General features: G+C 48.3%; 17 protein-coding genes. 8 read left to right on the top strand and 9 right to left on the bottom strand.

Going from position 1 to position 24218, the window contains the following annotated elements:
* Positions 1-134: 134 nt before the first annotated feature.
* Entirely contained in the window at positions 135-938 is an 804-nt protein-coding gene (gene dapB / locus ACXAH1_RS03800) for a 4-hydroxy-tetrahydrodipicolinate reductase (protein WP_475193953.1), read from the bottom strand.
* Between the two features lie 444 nt (positions 939-1382).
* Here dapB and ACXAH1_RS03795 point away from each other — a divergent pair, with 444 nt between their 5' ends.
* From ACXAH1_RS03795 to ACXAH1_RS03770, 6 genes are all read left to right on the top strand, one after another.
* Positions 1383-2696 carry a Na+/H+ antiporter NhaC family protein gene (locus tag ACXAH1_RS03795; protein ID WP_475193950.1) on the top strand — a complete coding sequence of 438 codons (1314 nt, stop codon included), beginning with the start codon at positions 1383-1385 and terminating at the stop codon, positions 2694-2696.
* Between the two features lie 133 nt (positions 2697-2829).
* On the top strand, positions 2830-3615 hold the full coding sequence (locus ACXAH1_RS03790; protein WP_475193948.1) for a nucleoside-binding protein: 786 nt from the start codon (positions 2830-2832) through the stop codon (positions 3613-3615).
* Between the two features lie 145 nt (positions 3616-3760).
* Complete coding sequence (locus ACXAH1_RS03785) at positions 3761-4261, top strand: DUF2867 domain-containing protein (RefSeq protein WP_475193944.1); 501 nt, start codon at positions 3761-3763, stop codon at positions 4259-4261.
* Positions 4258-4797 (top strand): TetR/AcrR family transcriptional regulator, encoded by a 540-nt coding sequence (locus ACXAH1_RS03780; protein ID WP_475193943.1) that lies wholly within the window; start codon positions 4258-4260, stop codon positions 4795-4797. Before ACXAH1_RS03785 ends, ACXAH1_RS03780 begins: the two co-directional genes overlap by 4 nt.
* Positions 4794-5186 carry a DUF6463 family protein gene (locus ACXAH1_RS03775; protein ID WP_475193941.1) on the top strand — a complete coding sequence of 131 codons (393 nt, stop codon included), beginning with the start codon at positions 4794-4796 and terminating at the stop codon, positions 5184-5186. Before ACXAH1_RS03780 ends, ACXAH1_RS03775 begins: the two co-directional genes overlap by 4 nt.
* A 101-nt stretch (positions 5187-5287) precedes the next feature.
* Positions 5288-5761, top strand: coding sequence for a hypothetical protein (locus tag ACXAH1_RS03770; RefSeq protein WP_475193939.1), 474 nt, complete (start codon positions 5288-5290; stop codon positions 5759-5761).
* Positions 5762-5776: 15 nt separating this feature from the next.
* Here the strand turns inward: ACXAH1_RS03770 and ACXAH1_RS03765 are convergent, their stop codons facing one another.
* The 3 genes from ACXAH1_RS03765 to ACXAH1_RS03755 form a co-directional block, all read right to left on the bottom strand.
* On the bottom strand, positions 5777-6187 hold the full coding sequence (locus ACXAH1_RS03765; protein WP_475193937.1) for an MAPEG family protein: 411 nt from the start codon (positions 6185-6187) through the stop codon (positions 5777-5779).
* 83 nt (positions 6188-6270) lie between these two features.
* Positions 6271-9075 carry a tetratricopeptide repeat protein gene (locus ACXAH1_RS03760; protein ID WP_475193936.1) on the bottom strand — a complete coding sequence of 935 codons (2805 nt, stop codon included), beginning with the start codon at positions 9073-9075 and terminating at the stop codon, positions 6271-6273.
* 260 nt (positions 9076-9335) lie between these two features.
* Positions 9336-10958, bottom strand: coding sequence for a methyl-accepting chemotaxis protein (locus ACXAH1_RS03755; RefSeq protein WP_475193932.1), 1623 nt, complete (start codon positions 10956-10958; stop codon positions 9336-9338).
* Positions 10959-11164: 206 nt separating this feature from the next.
* Here ACXAH1_RS03755 and ACXAH1_RS03750 point away from each other — a divergent pair, with 206 nt between their 5' ends.
* Together ACXAH1_RS03750 and ACXAH1_RS03745 are read left to right on the top strand one after the other, a co-directional pair.
* Positions 11165-12238 (top strand): porin, encoded by a 1074-nt coding sequence (locus ACXAH1_RS03750; protein ID WP_138546130.1) that lies wholly within the window; start codon positions 11165-11167, stop codon positions 12236-12238.
* Positions 12239-12248: 10 nt separating this feature from the next.
* Entirely contained in the window at positions 12249-12656 is a 408-nt protein-coding gene (locus ACXAH1_RS03745) for a type 2 periplasmic-binding domain-containing protein (protein WP_138546131.1), read from the top strand.
* 210 nt (positions 12657-12866) lie between these two features.
* Here ACXAH1_RS03745 and ACXAH1_RS03740 read toward each other — a convergent pair whose 3' ends face one another.
* From ACXAH1_RS03740 to ACXAH1_RS03720, 5 genes are all read right to left on the bottom strand, one after another.
* A complete protein-coding gene (locus tag ACXAH1_RS03740) occupies positions 12867-13577 on the bottom strand; it encodes a hypothetical protein (RefSeq protein WP_475193929.1) in 711 nt (236 codons plus the stop codon).
* Positions 13578-13754: 177 nt separating this feature from the next.
* Complete coding sequence (locus ACXAH1_RS03735) at positions 13755-16511, bottom strand: Ig-like domain-containing protein (RefSeq protein WP_475193926.1); 2757 nt, start codon at positions 16509-16511, stop codon at positions 13755-13757.
* Between the two features lie 86 nt (positions 16512-16597).
* On the bottom strand, positions 16598-19240 hold the full coding sequence (locus tag ACXAH1_RS03730) for a glycosyl hydrolase family 18 protein (protein ID WP_475193924.1): 2643 nt from the start codon (positions 19238-19240) through the stop codon (positions 16598-16600).
* Between the two features lie 19 nt (positions 19241-19259).
* Positions 19260-20849: a lytic polysaccharide monooxygenase gene (locus tag ACXAH1_RS03725; protein WP_475193922.1), complete on the bottom strand. Its 1590-nt coding sequence runs from the start codon at positions 20847-20849 to the stop codon at positions 19260-19262.
* A gap of 48 nt (positions 20850-20897) precedes the next feature.
* On the bottom strand, positions 20898-24059 hold the full coding sequence (locus tag ACXAH1_RS03720; protein ID WP_475193921.1) for a glycosyl hydrolase family 18 protein: 3162 nt from the start codon (positions 24057-24059) through the stop codon (positions 20898-20900).
* Positions 24060-24218: the final 159 nt, after the last annotated feature.

Genomic DNA, 24218 nt, shown 5'->3' with positions numbered 1-24218 from the left:
ACGCAGTTATTAAAATTTTGGCAAATTCGTTATAGTCTACAGCACTTTCTTAGATTCGTCTAATAATTCACGTAAAAAATAAAAAAATAAGGTTTTTAGCGACTTTTACTAACGAACACGCTAAAATAGTAAGCTTACCTCTTCAATCCAAGCACATCTTGCATGGAATAAAGTCCGTTCGGCTTATCTTTCAACCACTGCGCAGCCCTTACAGCACCTGATGCGAAGGTTAATCTTGATGTTGCTTTATGTGTTAATTCCAGTCTTTCTCCCATGGTGGCAAAATAAGCCGTGTGTTCACCAACTATATCGCCAGCTCTGAGCACTGAATAGCCAATTTCTTGTTGACTTTTAGCCTCATGTACCTGAGTTCTGTCATAGCGTGCAACCTGGTCATGATCCCAGCCTTTTGCCTCGGCAATGGCTTCACCAATCGCCAGTGCGGTCCCCGACGGTGCGTCGACTTTGTTACGGTGATGGGCTTCAAAGATTTCAATGTCCATTTCATCGGCCAGCTTTGCCGCGGCAGTTTGCACCAGGTCCAGCATCAGCGTCACGCCCACACTAAAATTACGTGCAAAAACAATCGGAATAGACTCAGAGGCGGTTTCTAATGCCTGCATTTGCTCTGCACTCAGGCCCGTTGTGCCAATCACCATAGGCGTTTTATTCGCCACAGCCTGTTGCAAATGGCCAAGCATGCCCTCTGGTAGCGTAAAGTCGATCAGTACATCCAGTTCAGGATCCAATTGCTGTTCAGAACTGAAGGTCGACCCGGCGGGTGCTTGCGGCTGTAGTGTGGCAATAGGCTGATTAAGGTGTGGCGAGGAAGCTCTGACGAACGCGCTGCCAAGCTGGCAATGCTGAGACTGTTGGACTGCTTCAATCAGCGCCAGGCCCATACGGCCATTGGCGCCAAAAATACCGATTTGTGTCATTTTACGGTTTTCCTTTGTGTTAGATATGCCACCTGTTTGGTGGTACGGAAACGTATTTTCCCGATTTTCAGCGCAAGAGAGATAAGCTCGATCACCCCGCTTTTATGCCAGGTGATTAATTTTGTGCTCTAGAGTTTACCCTATCTCTGTGTCATAGTCAGTTGACAATAATACGAATCTATCCTGTTTTGCAGGCTCGTCATTGACGTGCAACCAGCAAGGCCGAGCACACTTTAAAGTCGTGTTGTGAGCTATCAAAAGCTCTGCTCACGCTCAAAGCTAAATGCTCAGACAGGTAGAAAAATATAATAACGAAACACAATGGACTTTAGACGTCTAACCATATAAACTTCCGCCCTCGCCGATTTCAATTATTGCGGGCGATGTAGTTTAAATGCAGCTAATAATGGACTCGTTGGCTGTGGTTAGTTTTTGGGGAGTGCTATGCAGCCACACTTAAATCACACACAAGCAAAACTTTCTTTGCTACCTCTTTTAACCTTTGTTGGCCTGTTCCTGGGCGCAGGTCTGTACCTGCAATCACAGGGCGTCGACTATGCTTTTTATCAGCTACCGGCACCGGTCGCCATATTACCCGCCATAGTGATCGCGTTCTGGATCAACAAAGGCACCATCAACCAGAGCGTTGAAACCTTTATCAAAGGCGCCGGACACAGCAATATCATCACCATGTGTTTAATTTACTTGCTCGCCGGTGCGTTCTCATCGGTGGCCAGCGCCACGGGCGGCGTTGATGCCGTCGTCAATGCTGGTTTATCGCTGATCCCGCCAAGCCTGTTGTTACCCGGGCTGTTTTTAATTGCCGCTGTGGTCTCGACTGCCATGGGTACGTCAATGGGTACTATCGGTGCGATTGGCCCAATTGCTTATGCTGTATCTGTTAAAACCGGTATCGATCCCGCTCTGATGGCAGGTACCATTGTCTCCGGTGCGATGTTTGGTGATAACCTGTCTATCATTTCGGATACCACCATAGCAGCAACCCGTACTCAGGGTTGTGAAATGAAAGACAAATTTAAAGAAAACCTGAAAATTGCCCTGCCCGCTGCCGTGCTTACCGTAGCGCTGCTGGTATTCCTAACCCCAGAGCCACAGGCGGTTGAAACCAAGCCTTTTGACTGGCTACTGGTATTGCCCTATGCCTTTATTTTGGTACTGGCAGTGATCGGCATCAACGTCTTTGTGGTGCTCTTTAGCGGTATTATTTTCGCTGCACTGATGGGGTTCACTGGCGATTATCAAGGTGCCGCTTTCGTTAAAGACGTGTACAAAGGCTTCAGTGATATGCAGGAAATTTTCCTGTTATCTATGTTCATCGGTGGCTTGTCTGAATTTATCCGCGTCAATGGCGGGCTGGATTATCTGGCTCACAAGATCCAGGCAATCACGGCCATCATTGCCAAATGGCACAGAAAAGTGGCCGATCAGCTGGGTATTGCCGCGCTGGTACTGACTAGTAACCTGTGTATCGCCAACAACACCGTGAGTATTATTGTTGCTGGTCCGGTTGCTAAAAAGCTGGCCGATGATGGTGAGATCTCTGGTAAGCGTTCAGCCAGCCTGCTGGATATTTTTGCCTGTGTCATGCAGGGCTCGCTGCCTTATGGCGCACAAGCTTTGTTGCTGGGCGCGACTTTTAAGATCAGCCCCTGGGAAGTTTCTACTTCGTCCTTTTACTGCTTTATTCTGGCGTTTACGGCCATTACCGTTATATGTTTGCGCCGCCATAAAGACTAATCACCAAACAGAAATGGCATCCTCAGGGTGCCATTATTTGTCCTAAACCAAGAAAATGCGTGTTTTTATTCCACTTGTTTGTTGATTTGCGTTTATAATTCAGCTGTTTATAACCCCATACACACGAGAAACAATGAAAACACCACTTTTTTCTGCGCTCACTCTGAGTCTTATGCTTAGTGCTGGTACGGCTGCGGCGGCTGACTGGAGTAACACTCAGCTACACCTTAATCACGGTGAATTTAAAAATCCATTTAGTCAGCAAAAGGCCAATCAGACGATTTATTCTCTGCAACATGCCTCCGGTTACCGTTATGGCGATAACTTCTTCTTTATCGATTACAGCACAGACGATCTGGACGATGGCTATCAGGATGGCGACTTTTACGGAGAATGGTACTCTACATTTAGTCTGGGGAAGCTGGCAGATCTGAAGTTTAATGACTCTGCGCTTCAGGACGTTGGGATTGTGATGGGCTTTAACGCCGCAGGCGATGCCAAGGTGATGAAATATCTGCCAGGCGTAAAACTCTCCTGGAATATCGACGGGTTTAATTTCTTTTCTACCACCCTGACCGGCTATATCGACGACAGTCGCGGCGTTAATGCTGGCGGCGCGCCGAAAGAGACCAACAGTTATATGCTGGATGTGGCCTGGGGCTACCCGTTTACCATTGGCGGACAAAAATTTGAGTTTACAGGTCATGTGGAATACATCACCGGCCGCGATAACGAAGTGGGCGGTGATGTGAAAGGCTGGCTACTGGCGCAACCTATTCTGCGCTGGGATCTGGGTCACGCACTGGAGATGCCCGAAAACCAGCTGATGCTGGGTATCGAATGGCAGTACTGGCGCAATAAACTGGGCACCGACACCAATGAATCGGTTCCTCAGGTGCACCTGGCCTGGACATTCTAAGCCACGCTTTTTTGCCGGGTTATTGTCACTGACCCGGCTTATGTCCCCCCTTGCTATTACTTCCGAATAAAAAACACGCAAAACCATTGCACAGAAAAATACCATACAGTATGGTATGTTCAGTTATCATCAAACGGAGTTGTTTATGTTTAGTCAGATTATGAGTCTTACCTCAGTGCCAGATCGCCTTCAGGCAAAAGCATGCGCGCACCATTTTCGTGACGCGCTACAAGTCACACTCGACACACCATCCCTAACACCCAGCCAGCTGCAATACCGGATTTTTAATACTATGCCCGGCGGGGTAACACAGTTGATGCGACTCAGAAATAAGTTAGTCGCTCTATTTGGTTTTTCAGTCGGGCAAAACACTATGGTGCCCGCCGGTGATGAGCTGGATGTAGGCGATCAGGCAGGCTTTCTGAACGTTTGCGAAAAGTACCCTGAGGAGATTATCAGCAGCGCTGAAGACCGCCATATGGCCTTTTACCTGAGCGTCAAAAAACAGCAAAACACGGTGATTGTATCCACTTTGGTAAATCCAAAAACCTTAACGGGTCGCATTTACCTCACTGCCATTTTGCCCTTTCATTATGTCATCGCTCGCAGTGTTATTCACAATGCCAAGAAGGCTGGCAGATTATGAGCGACGCAAAACAAAGCTGGCTTGCATTTGCACTAAAAACGCTGATCCGCAGTGGACCTGATGCTCTGACTATAGACCGCCTGTGCAGCCGTAAAAAAGTAACTAAGGGCTCTTTTTATCATCACTTTAAAAATCGCCAGGCTTTTATCGATGCACTGATGACTTACTGGTATGAGCAAGCCACTGCACGCCTGATTGCCATTGCCGATACACAGCCCTGTCCCAAGACCAGGCTGGAACGCCTCGATGAAGCCATTGCAGCGACGGACATTGAAGCTGAAATGCATATTCGGGCCTGGGCGCTGAAAGATACCAGCATCCAGCATCACTTGTGCACCATAGACACTCAGCGTCAGCATTACCTTAAAACCTGTTACCTTGAATTAGGTTTAGACTCAACACAGGCAGAGCAACTAGCAACCACCAGCTATGCCAGCTTTCTGGGGCTACAGCAGCTCTACCCTCGCCTGTCCGTTCAGGAGTGTCTGACACTGAGTTCCCGACAGGCGAAAACGCAACTGGAGGCATTATTATGAATCGCGCCGCTTTTATAGGAAATGGCTTGATTGTCACAGGCCTGCTTCACAACCTGGTCGGCATTTTGATGGGCTGGGAGGTACTCACCGCAATGCATCGGGAAGGCTGGTTCGCCACGACCGTCGTCAACGGCAGTATGCTATTTGACCGCGAAGCCATCGTGTGGTTTCTAAGCAGTGGGGTGTTGTTTTTACTCCTTGGCTCTGTGTTACGCCAACTCAGCACATATCAGATACCCGTGCCAGGGCTATTTGCCCCCTCACTCACCTTATTTGGTGTGATACTGGCGATCATAATGCCTCTCTCTGGCGCTTATTTATTGATTTTGCTTGGCGCCCTCCCGATATTAAAAGACAAATTCTGGCGCAGGCCGTCGCACTTGTCGTGACTTTTGTCCTAAAGATGTCCAATTAAATGTCGATATAAATTAAGATAAAAGTATTAATCGATACTTTGTATGTTTAGCCAAGCGTGATCAGGGAAAGTGCTATGACATTTATAATTCACCAGACATCCAGAGACATTACCGCTTTTCAGAGTAAACCTGCAGCCACCGCGACAGATGAAGTGGCTGCAACCAAAGAACAACAGACGACGCCGTCTGCAACAGACACCGCAGAAGAAGCTCAGGGCATAACTTTATCTGATGAAGACAAGCATGTACTATCCGGGGAAAAAGCCAAAGAAGACGCTGAGGAATTTGAAGATGTCCCTGCCTATATCCAGCGTATGCTGGAACGTCTGGAAAAGCTCAAAGAAGAAATGACCTTACTCAAAGAAGAGTTAATGGCATTGCAAACCGAGCGAGAGCCCGATGAGGCAACTCAGCAACTGACAGAAATGAAAAGCCAGTACCTGATGCAGTTGCAGGAGCAGTATTTTGACATGATCAAAAACATTCAGGAGGCGCTGAAAAAAGAAGGGATCACAGATCCCGGTATTATTATTCGCGCCATAACCTGAATACACATGCCTGGATTAACTTAACCAGGCGGTCATGCCACTAATAAAAATACCCAACAGGCTGAGATAGCAGACGCCGAAAGAGATACTTCGCAATAGTTTCTGGTCTAAGTAGTAACACACCATATGCCCGACTCTGGACAGCAGATATGTGACAGCTAATCCGTTTAGCCAACCCGGATGTGTACCCGAGAAAACCGCAAAAAGCACCACCAGTATCAAGATCCCCACTGTTTCGTTGCTGTTGGCAAATACTCGGTTACTACGAAACAACAGCGTTTGAGGGTCCTGCGTGACCGCCACGCCAGGCGGATGCTGTTGCTTAATTGCGATAATATCGACAATCGCCAGTTGAATTAAAAACAAGCCACCCGTTAACCCGAGCACCAGAATAGTCAGTTGATATGGAACCAGTAACTCTGTCACGCAGAGCTCCTTTTTGTATTTATTTTGGGTGCATATACATTGACCTAAAGAATTGATTAATTCAACTAAGTCACTGCAAAAATCTATAGTCTTTTTGACGGAAAAACCAGCTCAAATGTACAGCCCTGTGGCACATTGGGTTTGCACTGAATGTTGCCATTTAGTACATAGGTCACCAAGTTAAACACCATATATAAGCCCAGGCCTACACTCCCTTTATGGCGCGCAGTAGTATGAAACGGCTCAAAAATCTGCGTAAGCTCAGCCTTGTCGATCCCTTTCCCATTATCTGAAAACAGTATGGTTATCATTTCTTCTTGTTGTCTGACTTGAATCAAAATACGCCCCTCAGCAGCATCGAAGCCATGATCTATCGCGTTCGCAAGCAAGTCTTCGAGTATTTTTTCAAGTGCCTGACCATTACTGAAGATATTGACTGGATCGTGACAATCAAGCTCTACCTTTACTTTGCTTTCCTTTGTTCTGTAGGCCAAAAACGTCTTGATAAAGGATTTCAGTTCTATTGGGTCGTCACTGCTGACATACTCGTGTGCAGATGCCTGCTTAAAGCGCTTAACCAACTGAGCAGCACGGGCTGTATTGCTATCCATTAATTGCGCACTAGACTCTGAAAGGTCAATAAAGGCCTGAGTGTCGCTCAATGTCAGCTTGCCACTGTCCAGTTTATCCTTAAAGCTTCGCAAAGACTGAGTTAATACTGAGTTTGCTGTTATTGCTGTGCCCAGTGGTGTGTTGAGCTCATGAGCAACACCGCTCACCAGACGTCCTAGAGACGCCATTTTTTGTGCTTCTACCAGCGTAGATTGCGTTGCGGTGAGTTCTTCCAGGGTATGTGCCAGCTCATCTCTGGATTGTTGCAAACGCTCGGTCCGCTCTTCAACTCGCTTTTCAAGGGATTTATTCAGCTCTGCCAGCGCCAGCTCTGTGGCCTTAAGTTCTGAAATATCCTTGATTGTGCCACACGCTCTGATGGCTTCGTCACCCTCGTTGCGTGCCGTTACTTTGCCTCTGTCCAACACCCATAACCAGTTACCCTGCTTGTCTTTAACCCGGTAACTCACCTCATAATAATCACTTTCTCCTTTCAGATGCCTGTTAAACGCCTCCTGCAACTTTGGATAGTCTTGTGGATGAACGGACGCTTTGAGTGTGCCAAGATCAGAGCCAATGTGCGCGTCAGGTAAATGCAAGTTACCCAGTCGGTTATCTCGCGTGATCACACCTGCGGCCAAATCCCAGTCCCATAGTTCATCCCCACTGCCCCATAAAGCCAATCGCAGGCGCTCTTTTGCATCACTCACTTGTTGCAACGCGCGTTGCTCTACCTTAAGTTGTTTGTTTTTGCTGTACCAAAAATACAAAAAGAAGACGGTGCCAAATGCCAGCACCAACGCAATCAGAACAACGCCTTTTTGGAATGCCTGTTTTTCTATTTCTAAATCTTTAATTCGGTTTTCCTGAACCAGAGCAGCAATTTCACGTTCCTTTTCTTCTACGTCAAACTCCACACTCAACGCACTAAGCCGATACTGGTTATTCCTGTCTTCCCACTCGGTTTGACGCCGTAAATATGCGTTCAGATACTTGAGCGCTTCCCGCGCCTGACCAACACGCTCATAAACCTGTGCAAGCTCACGATGATATTGCAGCACCAGGGTGTCTCTTTGATGCCGATGGGCAATTTCAATGGCTCTGAGATAGTGCTCAATCGCCTGGTCTGCTTCTCCTCGCTGCAACGACAATTGCGCGAATGCCTGATAGATCTCAGCTATACGATCTTCCCACGGTGACCCCAGATACAATGGCAAACTTTTGTTTAGATAGTCTTTTGCTTTTTTCAGTTCTCCAGTATCTATGTGCAATCGCCCCAGATCCAGGTACGTGGATATGTTGGTATCAAAGCGATTGATCTCCTGCTTCAAACGCTGTGCCTCCAGAAGGCTATTTTCAGCGTTTCTATAGTCTTTCGCTAAACGATATGCAGAGCCTAGGCGATTGTAGGTGTGGATCATACCCATTTTGTAGTCTAGGGCTCTCCTATATGCCAAAGATTTAAGGTACGACTCTATGGCGCTGTTATAGTCACCAATCTCCTCAAAGTAGGTACCCATGTTGCTGTAATAGACTCCCAGCTTTCTGTCATCTTTGAGCTGTAACGCTATCTGGATAGCCTTGTTCTGATGAAACAACACCTTTTCGTAGAGATTCATTCTTCTGTATAAAGACGCCAGACTTTGATGAATAGAAGATGCTCTGTAGATGTCCTGTAAGTTGCGATATAAATTCAGGCTATAAAGAAAATCGGCTAATGCATCATCAAAACGCATCAACTGTACATTGAGTACACCTGATAACTGATGCGCGCGTGCAAGATACCTGTCATGCCCTATCTGCGTTGCTAATTCGATAGCAGAATCAAGCTCTGTCTGAGCAAATGCTTGATCTCGTTGCCGTGTTGCAACATCCGCAGAAACCAGCTTAGCCAGCACCTGGTGTGACACAATGCCGCTTCTCAGTGCCTGATGATTCGCCTGATCAGCGGAATCTCTTGCTTGCTTAAGATCACGCTTAGATATATACGCACGCGCCATATGACTTAATAGTCTGGCAGACTGATCGGCGTTTGGCTTCTCTTTCAGTAAATCCAGGCCCTGCAATCCATATTCTAATGACTGGCTGGTATGAAAATGAAAGTGTTTTGCAACATACTCGATGATCGCCTCGACTTTTTCATGTCCATTACTGTGCTCAATCTTTTCGGCCATACTCTCAGGTGTAGCAGAGGGATCTGCCAGACACAATGGACTAAATGCAAGACAAAACAATAGACACACGATGAGTTTAAAGCGAAATGTGTATTCAGCCATGATACTACCTGAAACAGTTACTTTTGCTGTTGTCAAAGCCTACATCAACTATGAACATTAATTGAACAAAGACTTGAGTCCAGAGACCTTTTACTCGAGCACAGACTCCACGATGCAAAGCAATATGCTCATTAAAGTACCTGTCAGAGTGTCAACCGATGGAGATCACAAAGCATTGCCAGAGTTTTCCCGACACGGGACTAAATTTAAGAAGCGAACAATGACCCCCACCAAGAGATCACTGCTCGCAGTTGTTTTTGTTACACCTTAAATTTAGATGTTGAACTGAGCAAGTTGTCTGACAGTTTATGTAGATTCTGGGCCACATCACCCACTTGAGACAGAGCAGTCATGGTTTCTTCAAACGAGCTATGCATGTTAGATACATTAGTCACAACCATAGCAGCAACGGAGGTCTGCTCCTCGGTGGCGGTCGCGATTTGCGAGTTCATCCCGTTGATAGCAAGTATCTGCTCTGAGATTAACTGAATAGATGCACCTGTTGCTTGCGCGGCCTCCGCATTATTGGTTGCCATATCCCGCGCACTGTTCATGGCTTTTACCGAATCGGATGCCGCCACGGTCAGCACATTAATGAGCTCACGTATTTCATTGGTTGACTTTGCCGTACGCGAAGCCAACTCTCTTACTTCGTCAGCGACCACCGCAAATCCACGCCCCTGCTCACCTGCCCGTGCAGCTTCTATCGCTGCATTTAGCGCCAACAGGTTCGTTTGCTCGGCGATTGAGGTAATTACATTTAGGATTTGAGTGACATTCTGGGTGTCGTCCGCCAGTTTGTTGATCGTGCTGGCGGCCTTATTGATCTCCGCACTGAGTTCCTGCGACTGAGCAACCGACACATCGATTTGCTTCATACTTTCATCAACCGCACCTTCGGCCAGCTCAGCGGCCTGAAATGCACTCGCAGCCGACTGAGAAATATCTCCCACACTTTGTTTCATTTCTTCCATTGATTGCCTGACAACTTCGGCATCACTGGACTGTCTTTGCGTTGCATGCTCCGCAGACTGCATGCCCTCTACCAGTCGCGTCGAGTTTTTGGTCAAAGGCTCAACTACGGCAACAACGTCCACCACAGTTGCTCTTAGTAGCCCTATAAAAGCGTTAAAGTTTTTTGAAACCTGACCAATTTCGTCTTCTGAATGCACCGTTAGCTGCGAGCTGAGTGACCCCTTTCCTTCGGCGAGCAAGTGCAGGTTGCTGGCCGCTTCTTTGGCCGCTGAGCTTATCCCTTTTGCAATCAGTACGGCGAGAATAATCACGATGATCAAAGACACAATTGCGACCATGAACATCATCCCCAATGCACTATCGGCATTCATTTTGGTGTTGTTCACCAGCTCAAAAAAGCGCGCATCGGCACGTTTCTGATCATCTCTAAGGCGCTGCATCACGCCTTCAAACAGGTCTCTCTTTTGGTTTGCTTTTTGTGGCAGGGTCGAAAAGTCAGCGGTGCCGTCGAGCATACTACTGGCGATATTTCTGGCGATGGTCTCATAGGCTCTGATGTCATCTATGGTAGAGGCAGTCGGAAAGTTTTCATTTAACGCAGGTATCTGACGTAGGCTATCGAGTAACTCAGCACTCATATTTTGAGCTTTTTCAATTAATTCAGCGTCCCCAAAGGTGACTGACTGCGTATACGTTTCGTCAATGACTTGCATTGTGGTGACATTCTTCGACGTTAAAATGAGCAGCTTGTAAGTCTGGTTTTCCAGTTCATCCAAAGAACGTTGATTTTCAAGCAAAGAGGTATAATTGATCATCACCAGAACAACAAAAGCAGCAACGGCGACCACGGTAAGAGCATGTATTTTCTTGGAAATACTTAAGTTTTTTAAGCCAGACAGTATCGACATATCACACCTTGTAAGCTGACGCTAAATTAGCGTAAAAACGATTCTGATGTACAACAGGCCAGCCTGACTCCTTGCGCCTACCACTTTAACATACACCCATCAAGCTAAAGCTTAGCGCTGTTCGTAATTTATTCAATAAAACTTTCTTTTTCGCATATTTAACTATACTTAGCCGTGCCAATAACACGAGTTTAGCGGAGCTATCCATGAAACTAAAATATACTCTCTTGGTCGCAGCTTTATCGTCGACAGCGCTTCATGCCGAGGTCAACATATCCGGGTTTGCCAGTATCACAGGAGGTCAGGTCCTAAGTGGTTCGGGCGTGCCTCAGTTTGGCCTGGAGCCCACTTTTTTAGCCGATTACCCCATAGTCAGTGCCTATAAAGAAGACTTTTCACTCTCGCCGGAATCCTTAATCGGATTACAGGTCAGCGGCGATCTTGGTGAAGGGTTAAGCGTCACGGGACAGATCGTTGCCCGCGGTGCCAATGACTATGATGCCGAATTTGAATGGGCCTATGTCTCATACGACATTAACGACAGCTGGACACTGCAGGCCGGTAAAAAGCGTCTTCCTTTATTTTACTATTCTGACTTTTACGACGTGGGTTACGCCTATGTATGGATGCGGGCCCCTGCCGACAACTACACCTGGCAAATCTTTAACTATGAGGGTGTCAACCTGTTATATAGCGGGTCAATCGGTGACTGGGGGGTGACTGCTAACGTCTATACCGGACGTGAGGATGACACCGAAAATAAACTCCTTTCTGAGTTTTTCTTCCAGACGCCAACCCGCGAGATCTGGGAAGACATTTTAGGTGGAGTAGTACAACTCAGTTACGACTGGCTAGAGCTGCGCTTTACACATATGCGCTACACCAACAAACGCTTCCGTAACGGTGAACCTGAAATGTGGAATGGTTCGGATTCGCGAGATGGTAAGTTTTATGGCCTGGCCGCTAACGCTGACTTTGGTAATGTCTTTATTCTATCTGAATTTAACCGCCTTGATCTGGATGGTGACCTGGATACCTATATGATCAGCGCTGGTTATCGCTTTGACAGCATCACTCCCTATATTATGTACTCCAACTTTGAGCAAAAAGATGGTGACGACCCGGAAAAACACGACACCCGTGCCGTAGGGGTCAGATGGGATTTTCATCCATCAGCCGCCTTTAAGGTACAGTACGACAAAGTCGAGGACGACTCCACAGCACTGGCAGTGGCAGGCGACAGCGAATCACTCACGCTTGGTATTGATTTAGTTTTTTAGGGGAAATGACATGAAAAAATTAATAGGTGTAGTGTTATTGTCGTCGGCGCTGAATGCCTTTGCCGGCGTATCCGTTGTGGTTCACCCCAGCAATGACAGTAGTTTCGATACCTCAACGATTAAGCGTATATTTACAGGTAAAGAGAAGTCATTCTCCAACGGAAACAAAGCTATTCCGGTTTCACAAGAAGCCGGAAATGCTGTCACCGATGAGTTTAATAACAAAGCGCTCAGTAAGTCGTCTGCGCAGCTCAAAGCTTATTGGTCAAAACTTATTTTTACCGGTAAAGGGACTCCACCCAAAGAAGTATCAAATGATGCAGAAGTGCTCAAGATGGTCTCAGCAAACCCAGATACCATTGGTTTTGTATCATCCGACGCGGTAACGGATGCCGTTAAAGTAGTACAACAATACTAGCTTTCCCGGATAGAGTAGCCTTGATGTAAAAGCCAGATTATTTGCTCCGGCTTTTACATCAAAACGTATTTAGTAAACGGGCCCTTATCTGCATTATGTCTACTTGCATGGCATATTATTGATGAGCATATATTTTGGATCTTTAGTTGCACTCAGGAACGCTGAAAACAATCTATTGGTACAACCCCACACCTATAACTCATCTAGGCTTTACATATCAACACGTTTAAGGGCCACTTCTTGTGTTTCAAGGGAGAAGATTTTGCCATTGTCCAACTCAATCTCGATATAAAAAGTCATATTCACAGGGTAGTCTGGCCCGCTATTCAACACCAGATTGCGTGTAAACCCGGCATTTAGCCCGCCATTAGCCCGACCATATTGCACATACTCCTCAACCGTAAAAAAGGTTTTCGTCTCGTTTTTGTAGGAGTAGTACTTATTCAGTGCATCAGCGTAAGTTACCGAGAATAGTGCATTAAGATTGCTACCGGACGGATATGCCTGGCTAAAATCGAACGCTGAAGTAATGTCAATTGAGACGATGTTCTCTTCTGTTTGAGGCGGTACAGGCGACAAAGCATAGGCTTTTTTGATCAATGAAAACGAATGAGGTATATCAAGCCAGGATGCCGTTGTGACCGACATCGTTTGAGTGTCCAGCCCAAAAACAATGTCCTGATAGGCCACTTCCTCAGCTACCTGATACGGTGTGTCTCGATTATATTCTGGGTTTTGTGTGTCCTGTTCCGCCATTCGATTGAATATGTGAACCTCAAACCCTTGGGTGACCGTTTTTGAATTTTTCTCGGTGGGCTTGGGTGGTATCCCCTGCCCGAGAGTCGTTCCGTCACTGCCTGAACCGCAGCCTGTTAACATGCTAGCCAGCGCCAATGCACCCAGTGTTTTTATCCTCATCATGTGTTGTCCTTAAACTGCAAGTACGCCATATTGTATCTGGATATGTATGGGTAACAATGGCTTGTGTGTTATTAAATGTTACCCTTTGCGCAATAAAACACCGTGCTCTGGTTGTGATTGTGCAGACCATTTTATAAGAGGGCCTGAGGTCATTGACAGATCAGGCCCTATATTAGTTTAGTTACATGCCCCCATTACTTTCCACACTGCCCAGCGGCTGGAGTTGTCGGCCGGATTCTGATTGCGTGTCCACCACTTGGCCTCGAACAATCGACCGTTGTAACTCACCTGATCGCCAGCGGTATAAACCGTGTTGGCGGACCAGGCACCAACCCGACATTGCGGTGTCTTAGTTTTGATGCTTATCTTATGCGTGGCTGAACGAGTTTGCAGCCCCCCCTTATCGCTCGCCACGGCATACACCTCATAGGCACCCGCTTCGCTCAGAGTCACCGAGGCAGAGTAAGGTTTTGTGTGACTACTGGCCAACTGTTTGCCATTAACAAAATAGCGGATCTGAGCCAGGTCGCCATCCTTATCAGAGGCGCTGACCTGCAGTGCGATTGGCTGGTCCGGAGCAAACTCACTGCCATTTTTGGGGCTGTTCAAAGTTACTTCTGGTGCATGAGCCTCACTTTTTGCTACATTCACTTTGATTGTGCGTGTTGCCACCGCGGAGCGGGCATCCTTGTTATCTATGGCAACCGCACTGAGGGTATACTCTCCAGCCTGTTTTGCGTCAAAGTTAAATGCATAAGGTGCCTGAGTAAGCTCAGTCAGCAACTGCCCATTGACACTAACGAGTACCTGTTTAATTGTGCCATCTCTGTCGGTTGCATTTAATGCCACCGCCACCTTACTGCCTTCACTCACTTCCAGGTGATTGTCTGGTGATAAGAAGGCCAATTCAGGTATCTGATTTGGCTGCTCCCGAGTGACACCACACTCAACACCGCGCTGCCATACGCCCCAGGAACCCGAGTTATGCTCGGGACTCTGCCCTCGGTTCCACCATTTGGCGATATATTCATAGCCATCAAAGGCGGCTTTATTGCCCTGTACATAGACCTGATTTTCTCTCCACTGAGGAGTCTGGCATTGTGCTGGTTCTATTAAAGTAAAGCGCACGGGTTCTGAGGTGACTGTCAGTCCTTCATTATCTTCTACAACAGCACTGAGTTGATAGATGCCGGTTTCATCGCTTTGCCAGCGCACCTCAAAAGGTTCAGCAGTTAATGTCCGATATTGTTTACCGTTCACCATAAAGGTCACTTTTGCAACCTCACCATAGTCATCTTTTGCATCAGCACTGAAGGTCAACTCTGACTCAATCTTAAAGCGACTGCCCTCACCCGGGTTCGTTATGGTGATTTCTGGTGCTTTATTTTCTGTACAGGCAAACACCCCCACTTGTTTAAACGCCGCGCCAACATCTGTAATGTCGTAACCCAGCTCCTCGGCAGCATCCGTTACACCGCAAGCAAGCGATTCAAAATTACCGTTGTAAACCCAATAGTGTTTGTTGGCATGCAACATCACTTCATAGGCTTTTTTCACGCCCCAATCGGGCGTATTTGCCAGATGATAAAATGCTTTGTTAAACACCCCAGAGCTATAGTGGACATCCAGCCCTATGGTGTAGTCATCCGCATGACCAATGGACTTACCGTCTTTGGTTGGGTCATCCATATAGCGCAGCGCTATACGGTTTTTGAAAATGCTGGCACCTATTAACCAATCCACTTCACAATTGCCATCGGCGTCTTGATTCAGAAAGCACTCCAGCGCCTCCGACGTCATATCTGAAAACGCTTCGTTAACCCCCCCGGACATACTGCTGTATACCAGCTTCGAGTTTTGTGACGTCACACCATGGGCAATTTCATGGGCGACCACGCCTAGTGATGTAAAAGGATACACGCCATAACGAGATAAGTTGCCATCGCCAAACGTCACTTCCTTGCCATTCCAAAATGCATTGAGGTAATTTTCACGGTAGTGAACACGCATCACCAAATCGCCTTCCAATGCGCGACTGCTGTACCAGTCATCAAACATCTCCAGCGTTGCTTTACCATAATACATGGCGTCATTGAGTGGAGAGTAGGCACCGTTAACTGACTTATGCTGGTTCTCATGGCAATCAAACACAAAAGTCTCTGTATTACTGATGTCGTGTTCCATATCGATAACGCGAATATCATCATGCGCCAGGGCACAGCGTCCGTCTTCACGCTCCGTCGCATAAAACTTAGGCTTATCCTCGCCGTAGTAATGGCGGCCGATTTTCTCATTGCCGCCGGGGCCCGTGCCAATTTTTCCATGGGTCAGAGTCTCAACATGACTCAGGATCTCGGCACTGTGTGCATCAATGAAAAACTCCGGCCTGCTGGGGGCGTGCTCTGTCTCAGCAAATAAAGTGATCATATATGCCAATCTAAAGCCGCCCTGGTAAGGATAAACCACCAGTTCAACCTGCTCATCGTGAGTGAGCAATAGATCCGGAATACTGTCCTTTGCGGTACTCAGTGCTTGTGCTTCATCAATTGACGCAACAACTGAATCCAGCTTAGGCGCCGGTACCACTGAACCACTGATCCCAGTGATATCCCCCTCCGGTGAAAACCACACACTAAACAAGTTTTGTGCGTCATGGTGTGTGACAATTTCCCCACCGTGTACGCGGACCCCTTGATAATACTGGCTACGACGAAGGTGTTTGCCATCTTTGCTGCGACTGTGGGTTTTAAATTCAAAGCCAGGCTGAGTGCTTGCCTGACGGGACTGGAAAAAGCGCGTTGACTGCTGCAACTGTTCAATCAGCTGAGATTCCAGCTGTTTGTTACTGTGGACACTGATCGGTGCGGTGTTTGCAGTAGCACCAAATACACTCACTGCAGCGAGAAAAGAAGCTATGGGTGATAACTTATACATGATTTTACTCTTTTTGTTCGTTGTTTTTATTTATCTATAGAAGCGCATCCCTGCGCTCACAGGCGTTATCCGTAACAGCGGTTAATTTAAAGCTTGCGCCACACACCGTTACTGCCAGGCGTCTGACCTCGGGTCCACCAGCGTGCCTGCCAGGTTTCGCCGTCATGTGTTACTTTGTCACCGCCGGTATAAACCAGGTCACTGCGCCAGGCACGCACTTTGCCATCGTCTGGGATGATCTCCTGCCACACACCGCCATTGGAAGGCTGCGCACCTCGTGTCCACCAGCGAGCGCGATATTCCACACCTTTGTAAAACACCTTGTCGCCGCCTACATACACTTTGTTGGCATCCCAGGTGGTGTTGCCGTCACCTGGTGTCGGCTTCGGTGTTTCAGCCAGATTTTTCACGGTGACGTTGAATTGACGTTGCACTTCATGGACGCCATCGCTGACGGTCACAGTGCCGGTCACAGTCTGTGTTTTATCTACTTCGGAGGCCGTCAGGGTGACAGATGCGCCCTGACCGCTGATTGCGTGACCCGGCACATTCCATCGATAACTCAGAACTTTACCTTCCGGATCAGTGGCCCCCACAGTCAGCGTTTTGCTGGACTTTTCATCCAGGCGAATACTCGCTATTTCTCCAACAACTGGTGCTTTGTTTTCAACCTCAGGGGCTTTCACCATTACTCTGACTTGGCGCTGTACCTGGTTCACCCCATCAGAAACCTGCAAGGTGACCGTAAACACCGCGTCCTGAGTGACATTCGGCGCTGTCACGATAACGCTGTCATGCTCGCTTTGCAGATTCAGCTGAGCATCGCCTGACCAGCGATACGTCAGTGCCTTACCTTCCGGATCTCGCGCGTCGGCAGTAAGGATATAGATGTCACCCGCCGCCAACGTCAGGTTAGCCGGCATAGTGACTATGGGTGCTTTGTTTACAGGCACTGGCTCAGTCACTTTCCCAGCCAAACCTTCGTGCATCGCATTGAGAATATCGCCATTATCCGCATCAATTTCCCAGGCAAACAAACCACCCAGATTGTGTTCACGGACATACTGCCCCTTGGCTTTGACCGAACGCGGGCTGTCATAGGTCACCAGCGTCCCTGTATCGCGATTCCACACATAGGCCGCTTCGGCTGTGGTGTCATAACCCACTTCAAAGCCATTAATGCCCTGCTCACCACTGCCAATCATGTGCGCCTTTAGGCCCTTATAGTCAATGACACCTGCTTCCCAAACCCCCTGTGACGTGCTGCCACGCAACTTACCATTGGCTGGTGCCGTCATCGGGTTATCAGCGATTTTGGCATTTTTTGGATAAACACCTTCCCAGCCACGTCCGTACATGGCTGCACCGACGACCAGTTTTTCGCTGGGAACACCTTGCTTAAGTAATAACTGAATTGCATTATCCAGGGTATAAGCAGGACCTTTTCTTGCCTCACCTTGCTCATCAACACCCGTGCCCCGGCATTCATCTGAACTCAGGTGTGAACCACAGTAAATGCCAGTCTGGTGGCCTGTTTCATTGTTCCAGCCACCGTAAAAGTCATAGGTCATGGCAAAGATGTAGTCCATGTACTGCGCCGCATCGCGATAATCGACATCTTCGATTTTGTCCCAGCCGGTACCAATGGCTGAAGTTAATTCGTATTCACGACCGGTTTGAATTTCCAGCTCATCCAACATCTCTCTGAGTTCTTTCATCAGTAACACATAGGTTTCGCCATCCGTGCTGGCGCCCAAATCAGGGTGAGCACCATCACCACCGGGGAATTCCCAGTCAATGTCCACGCCGTCATAGAATTTCCAGGTGGTCAGGAACTCGCGCATTGACTTCACAAAGGTGTCGCGGTTTGCTTTGTCCGTAAAATCAAAAAATGGGTCTGACAAAGTCCACCCCCCCACCGAAGGCAAGATCTTCAGATCCGGGTTGCGTTGTTTCAGCGCCATTAATTGCGCATAGGTGCCACGAATTGGATCTTTACTGCTGATCCCAGGCAGTGCCTTTTGCACCGCAGCCCAGGGGTCGTGGATCACCACTTCATAGTCTTCAGAGCTGCCACAGGCCAGCTTTAAAGCGCGCAGACTATTGCCATTTTCTATCTCAGCCAGCGAATCATTCGGGCCACAAATCGGAATAAAACCATATAAAAGGTGGGTCAGGTTATCTGCCGGGATTTGGGTCACATCAAAGTTTCGGCCATATATTCCCCACTCAACAAAATAGGCACCTACCACAGTATTCGGGTCGGTGTCATACTTTTTGTTATTGGGGTTGACGTTCAGCTTAAGCGGCTCCAGGTGTCCGCCATCGGTATCCGCGATCACGATAGGCTTGCTGGCAGAGGTGGCACAGCCCGACGCATCACACAATGCAATACGCAATTCATGACGCCCTGATTTATGGTAAGGGAAGCGGATCACCCCGCTGGTGGTGCCTTTCGCCAGCTGTCCTTCATTGACCACCTTGTCATCAAAGTATACTTTGTAACTGTCACCCCCTTTGCCCGACCAGGCATTCCATTCAATGGCGATATCGACCACTTCTTTGGCCTGGATCAGTTGTTTGTAGGAACCTCTGCCATAAATGTTCACATCAACGAAGGAGTAGTTTTGCGGTTTCCAGTTAATGCTCGGAGTTGATGGCGCAGCGACTGCTGTCGCTACCGATAATGCTGACGCGACCGCAGCCGCACTTATCAAATAGTTAAACATGTTTTTTCCTCGTTCGTTGTTATAGTTTTTTCCACACGCTGTGTTTGCCAGGTTGCTGGCCTCGGGTCCACCAGCGCGCCTGATAACGCTCGCCCTGATAGCGCACAATTGCGCCGCCGGCATAAGCCACGGAGGCTTGCCATTGGTCTTTTGGTTCAGAAGGTGACACAATACGCTCCCAGGCATGGCTGCTGTCTGGCCGCTGTCCGCGAACCCACCACTTGGCCCGGTATTGACTGCCGTTAAAGCTGACAATGTCTCCACCGGTATAAACCTTATCCGCCTGCCAGGCATCGCTTTCAGGCGGTGTCGGAGCCGTATCCTGATTAGTCACCGCAATGACCACATTGACTGAGGTGCTTAGCTGTCCGTCAGAGACGGTGACTTTGCCACTAAACTGCGTGTCTTTATCAACCTGTGGGGCCGTGACTGTGATGGTTGAGCCGGTGCCGGTGTAACTGATCTGAGCCGGTAGCTGCCAGTCGAAATGCAGTGTGCTTTGCTGATCATCGAAAGCATGCACATGCAAATGAGCGCTTTGCTCTTCCTGTACAGTCAATATTGCCGGGGTATGTACCGTAGGTGGTGTATTCGCAGGTTTAGCCACCACACTGAGGTTGAAGCTATGCGTCTGATCAGTAACAAAAACCTGATTACTCGCCAGGCTAGTTGCATCAAAGTGAATATTGCCATGTTCATCCTGCACGCCAATACGGATCAGCGAAGCAAACGCCTCATTCAGCTGAGTCGCAAAATACGCTGGCCAGTCAGCAAGACGCTGCTCAGAAATGGTGAGCTTTTCCTGAATAAGTTCTTTGCCGTTGCCGTCGAACGCCCGCAGCCAGACCGTGTCGCCAATATTGGCCTGCTGCCCCTGACGCAGATAATACCCGGTGCTATGCCAGCTTTGTGGCGGCTGGGGGTCAGCGTCTCTGATGATAGTAATATCACTGCAGTTGTAAAAACCTTCTCCGACCACATCATCCCGTTGCCAGCGACTGTACAGGACAGCATCGCCCGAAAAACGCTCGGGAATGGCCACTGTCATCTCGTAGTAACGTTTGCCGTCGGGCGCCATAAAAAAGTCAATATTGCCATGACTTTGCACCAGCTCCAGATCAGCCCAGCTAAGTGCTTTGCTTTTAAAATCAACACCCGGCTTGGTCAGATAAAACTGCCAAAAACTGGGATTGTGTGGCGTTGTAGCCCGATAACGGATCTTGATTTGCCCCTGACTGTCGACCGTTACTGGGGTTGTCTGCCAGTCTTTCGAAGGTAAACCCATGCCCGCTTTGTTTTTATCGCCGGCATGGCATAAAGTCCCACCGGGAATATTCGCCTCAACCGCGCTTTGATCGTTAAACTCTGCCGTATTGACGGCAAATTCATGTTTCTGGATAAACTGCACATGGCCGGATTTCAAAAATGCGGCGCGGCAGGCTGCATTGGGGATCTTGGAACCATCTTTTGGCCACCAGAACCCGCCCTGCTCCTGACAAATCGCCTGACGGGCCTTGGGAAAGTCCATATAGCCATGTGCAAGCGCCTGATTGGCAGCAGCCAAGGTCATCCCCACGGCCATAGCCGATAGAGTTTTATTATATTTCATAGGGTTATCTCCTGCGGTGGCAGTTATGCCACCGCTATTTATTGAGGATTACAGCGAGCAAACCTGCTGCCAGGCACCACCATTGGATGGCGTGGCATTGGTCCACCACTTGGCTTTGTAAACGTAACCGTTGTGGATCAGCATATCGCCACCGAGCGCATGGCTTGGTGTACCGGCCCAGTTGGTGCGCGGCCACTGTGGGTAATGATTGATATTTCTCAGCTCAACCCCTTCGCAAAGCGTGCCGGATGGTGGATTACCACCGGATGTGTCGTCCGACTTTTTCGCTACAGGCAACTGAGGGTATTCGCTACTGAAGGCGTATTGCTTGCCGTCTTTTTCGATGACAAAGTTGACAGGTCCCGTGATAGGCATGTAGTACATCACCTGGGCATTTACGGTCTCCCCCGGCTTAAACGACTCCAGCTGACCACCCCACTCGTTTTTCAGGGTGATTGAGAAGCGATGGAATGCGTTGTCAAAACCACCAATGTTGTTACCGCGTGCATTGCTGGCATCGTGCTCTACTTTCATGCCCAGCTTTTTGCGAGCATTCCAGTTGGACTTGAAAATCGCAGAGGTTGAGACTGGTACATTGAAGCTGATGGTTGCGCCGCTCAGGTCCAGCTCTGAGTGGTTAGTGAATGCGAATGTAGGTCTGATCGGGTAGTTCTGATCGCCAACCGGGAAGTCTTTGGCGTTAAAGCGAATATCAACCGCTGACTCAGGCACTACAAACTCGGCATCACCCTGTGCCGTAGCGTACTCTGTGCCACTTTGATTGAAGGTGTTGTAAGCAAGGCTAGTCATGGTAGAGCCCATGAAGTACTCACCTTTGTCCGCATGGTAGTCGAAGTCGCCTGCAAGCTCCCAAAACATCACGCCACCCAGGCCTTTTTCAAGCACATAATTAAGCTTGGTTTGCATGGATTCAGTATCTTCCATCGACAAGAAGACTTTTTTCTGTGCGTTGTACAACCAGGGCGCGACAGCGATGTCATCGTAATGCCGCACATAGTCGCCTCGCATCACATCATCCGGATCTGTAGCAGGCGTCAGGCCATAGTCAGCCAGATAACTTGGATTGATACCATGTTGCAGGTTTTTGGCGTGCCATAAGGGGTTCGAGCCCGCCGCGACTTCCTGACCATTTTCAATGTCATGCCACAGGTTGTCGATGCCAATGGCACCGTTACCACATTTGTTCTTCTCACCGATCCCTGTTCCTTTCGGACAGGCGTTTTGATCAGGCAATGGTGCACGACCCCAAAGACCATTTTCACCACCACGCACATCCTTAAATCCACGGGTGTAATAGGGAATACCTATGTTGATCCGCCCGGCTGGTAATGCACCTCTGAAATAATTCACGGCCCAATCTGTGTTGAGGTAGCCAATACCACCAAACTCTTTGGTACCGTATACATTCCAGGTTTTCAGCTCAGTGTCTTTACCGGTATCATACAAAGGCGCGTTGTGGCCAACATGGTCATTCCAGGCACCGTGCAGGTCGTAACTCATGATGTTCACAAAATCCAGGTACTGTGCAGTCTGAAACGTTTCCATGCCTCTTAACAAGTAACCCGAAGAAGGAGACGCTATGGTCAGCATATAGTGCTTACCATCCTGCTCACCCGCTTTATCCAGCGCTTCGCGCAAAGATTTCATCAGCACCTGATAAGACTGATTCAGTCCAGCACGGCGCTGGTTACTGATCTCAAAATCTTCAGGGTGGCCCGAGTCCTTCATTGATGACGGGTATTCGTAGTCAATGTCCAGTCCATCGAAGCCATACTGACGTAAGAAGGCCACAGAGCTGGCGACAAATGCTTGTATCCCTTCGTGATTAATACTGCCATCGGCGTGGGTGGTCATGGTGTAGAACCCACCGCTGTTGACGCGGTTGCCTGTTTCGTCAAAGTAACCGCCCGTCTCAGCCCAGCCGCCCACAGAGATCATAGTTTTGACGTGTGGATACTGCTTTTTGTAACGATTCAATAAGTTAAAGTGACCGGTATAGGGCAGACTTGGATCCATTTCGGCACCGGCTTCGCCCGGCCAAGTCATATTGGTTGCAGCGTTGCCCTCAGCTTTAGGGTCGCCAATACTTAGCTCATTCTGGCTATTTACATGGGCAAAGGCATAGTTGATGTGAGTGATCTTGTCCCAGGGGATATCATTGACCAGATAGCTTGGCTGGTTATTTTTGCCATGGCGCCAGCTGGTAAAGTAACCAATCACGCGCCGGGGATGGTCAGCCCCCATCTTCTCCCGACCTTCGCTATCGTATACATCACAATAGGCACTGGTTACGCCGGGTGTGCGATATAGACCGGCCGGCAAACAGTCCAGCTGATTTGTTTGATCGTCCTCCGACGCTTTCACAATAAAAGTACGCGTGATGGTTTCTGACACCAGACCATGCTCGTCCGTTGCCTGCAAAGTAAACTCATGGCGCCCAGCTGACGCAGCTGACCATTCATATTGCGCTTCCGTCAGTTCTGTCCGTTTAATCTCTTGACCATTAAGCGTCAGTACCTGAGTTAAACTGTCATTTTCTTTATCGTGACTTCGCAATGTGAGGCGAACCACACTCCCAACTTCCAGTTCACTAGGTAACTCAGCTGTCAGACGTGACACAGGTGCAGTGTTTTTTTCTTCCGGCGGTACGGCCGTCACCTGCACTGAGCGCTTTGCCGATACCGACTTTGCACCATCGTCATCAATCGCAACAGCATTGAAAACATGCTCACCAACACGCGCCTTCCAGTTGAGCACATAAGGAGCCTGGTCCAGTACTTTGACCAAAACATCATTGTGATAGACTGAAACCTGCTTGACGACGCCATCGCTGTCGTGTGCACTGAAAACAAACTGAAGCTTTTCGCCTTCTGTCACCTTCATATCACCATCCGGTTGCTTCAGGTCAATCACAGGTGATTGGTTGGGTTGCTCACCTCCCAGGCACTCTCCCAGCTTGCGCCATTCCTGCCATTGCCCGGAGCGCAGCTTAGGTGATGATCGATTCCACCAATTTGCCTCAAAAGCAATGTTATCTTGTTGCACCTGATGACCAGACGTATACACCTGACTTGCTTGCCACTGCGGTAGTTCACTACAATCCACCGCCGCATTGGCCTGGTGTGCAGCTAATGCCAATGCTATTGCACTGACCTTAACAGTTGGCGTCTTTATGTTAACTAGTTGCATAAATGCATCCTCACTTGTTTTATTTTTTAACCTGACATCAATGGAAATGACATTATTTCCTATCATCGGTGCAGGCGGAGGCAGTGTAGCGATGTAAAAAAACATAACAAGTAACTAGTTAAAAATAATAATCTAGTACATTACTATTTAACCTCTATT

The organism is Pseudoalteromonas sp. AWH4_217 (assembly GCF_056161105.1).
The sequence above is the reverse complement of the archived record's forward strand: the minus strand, read 5'-3'. Positions and strand labels throughout refer to the sequence as shown.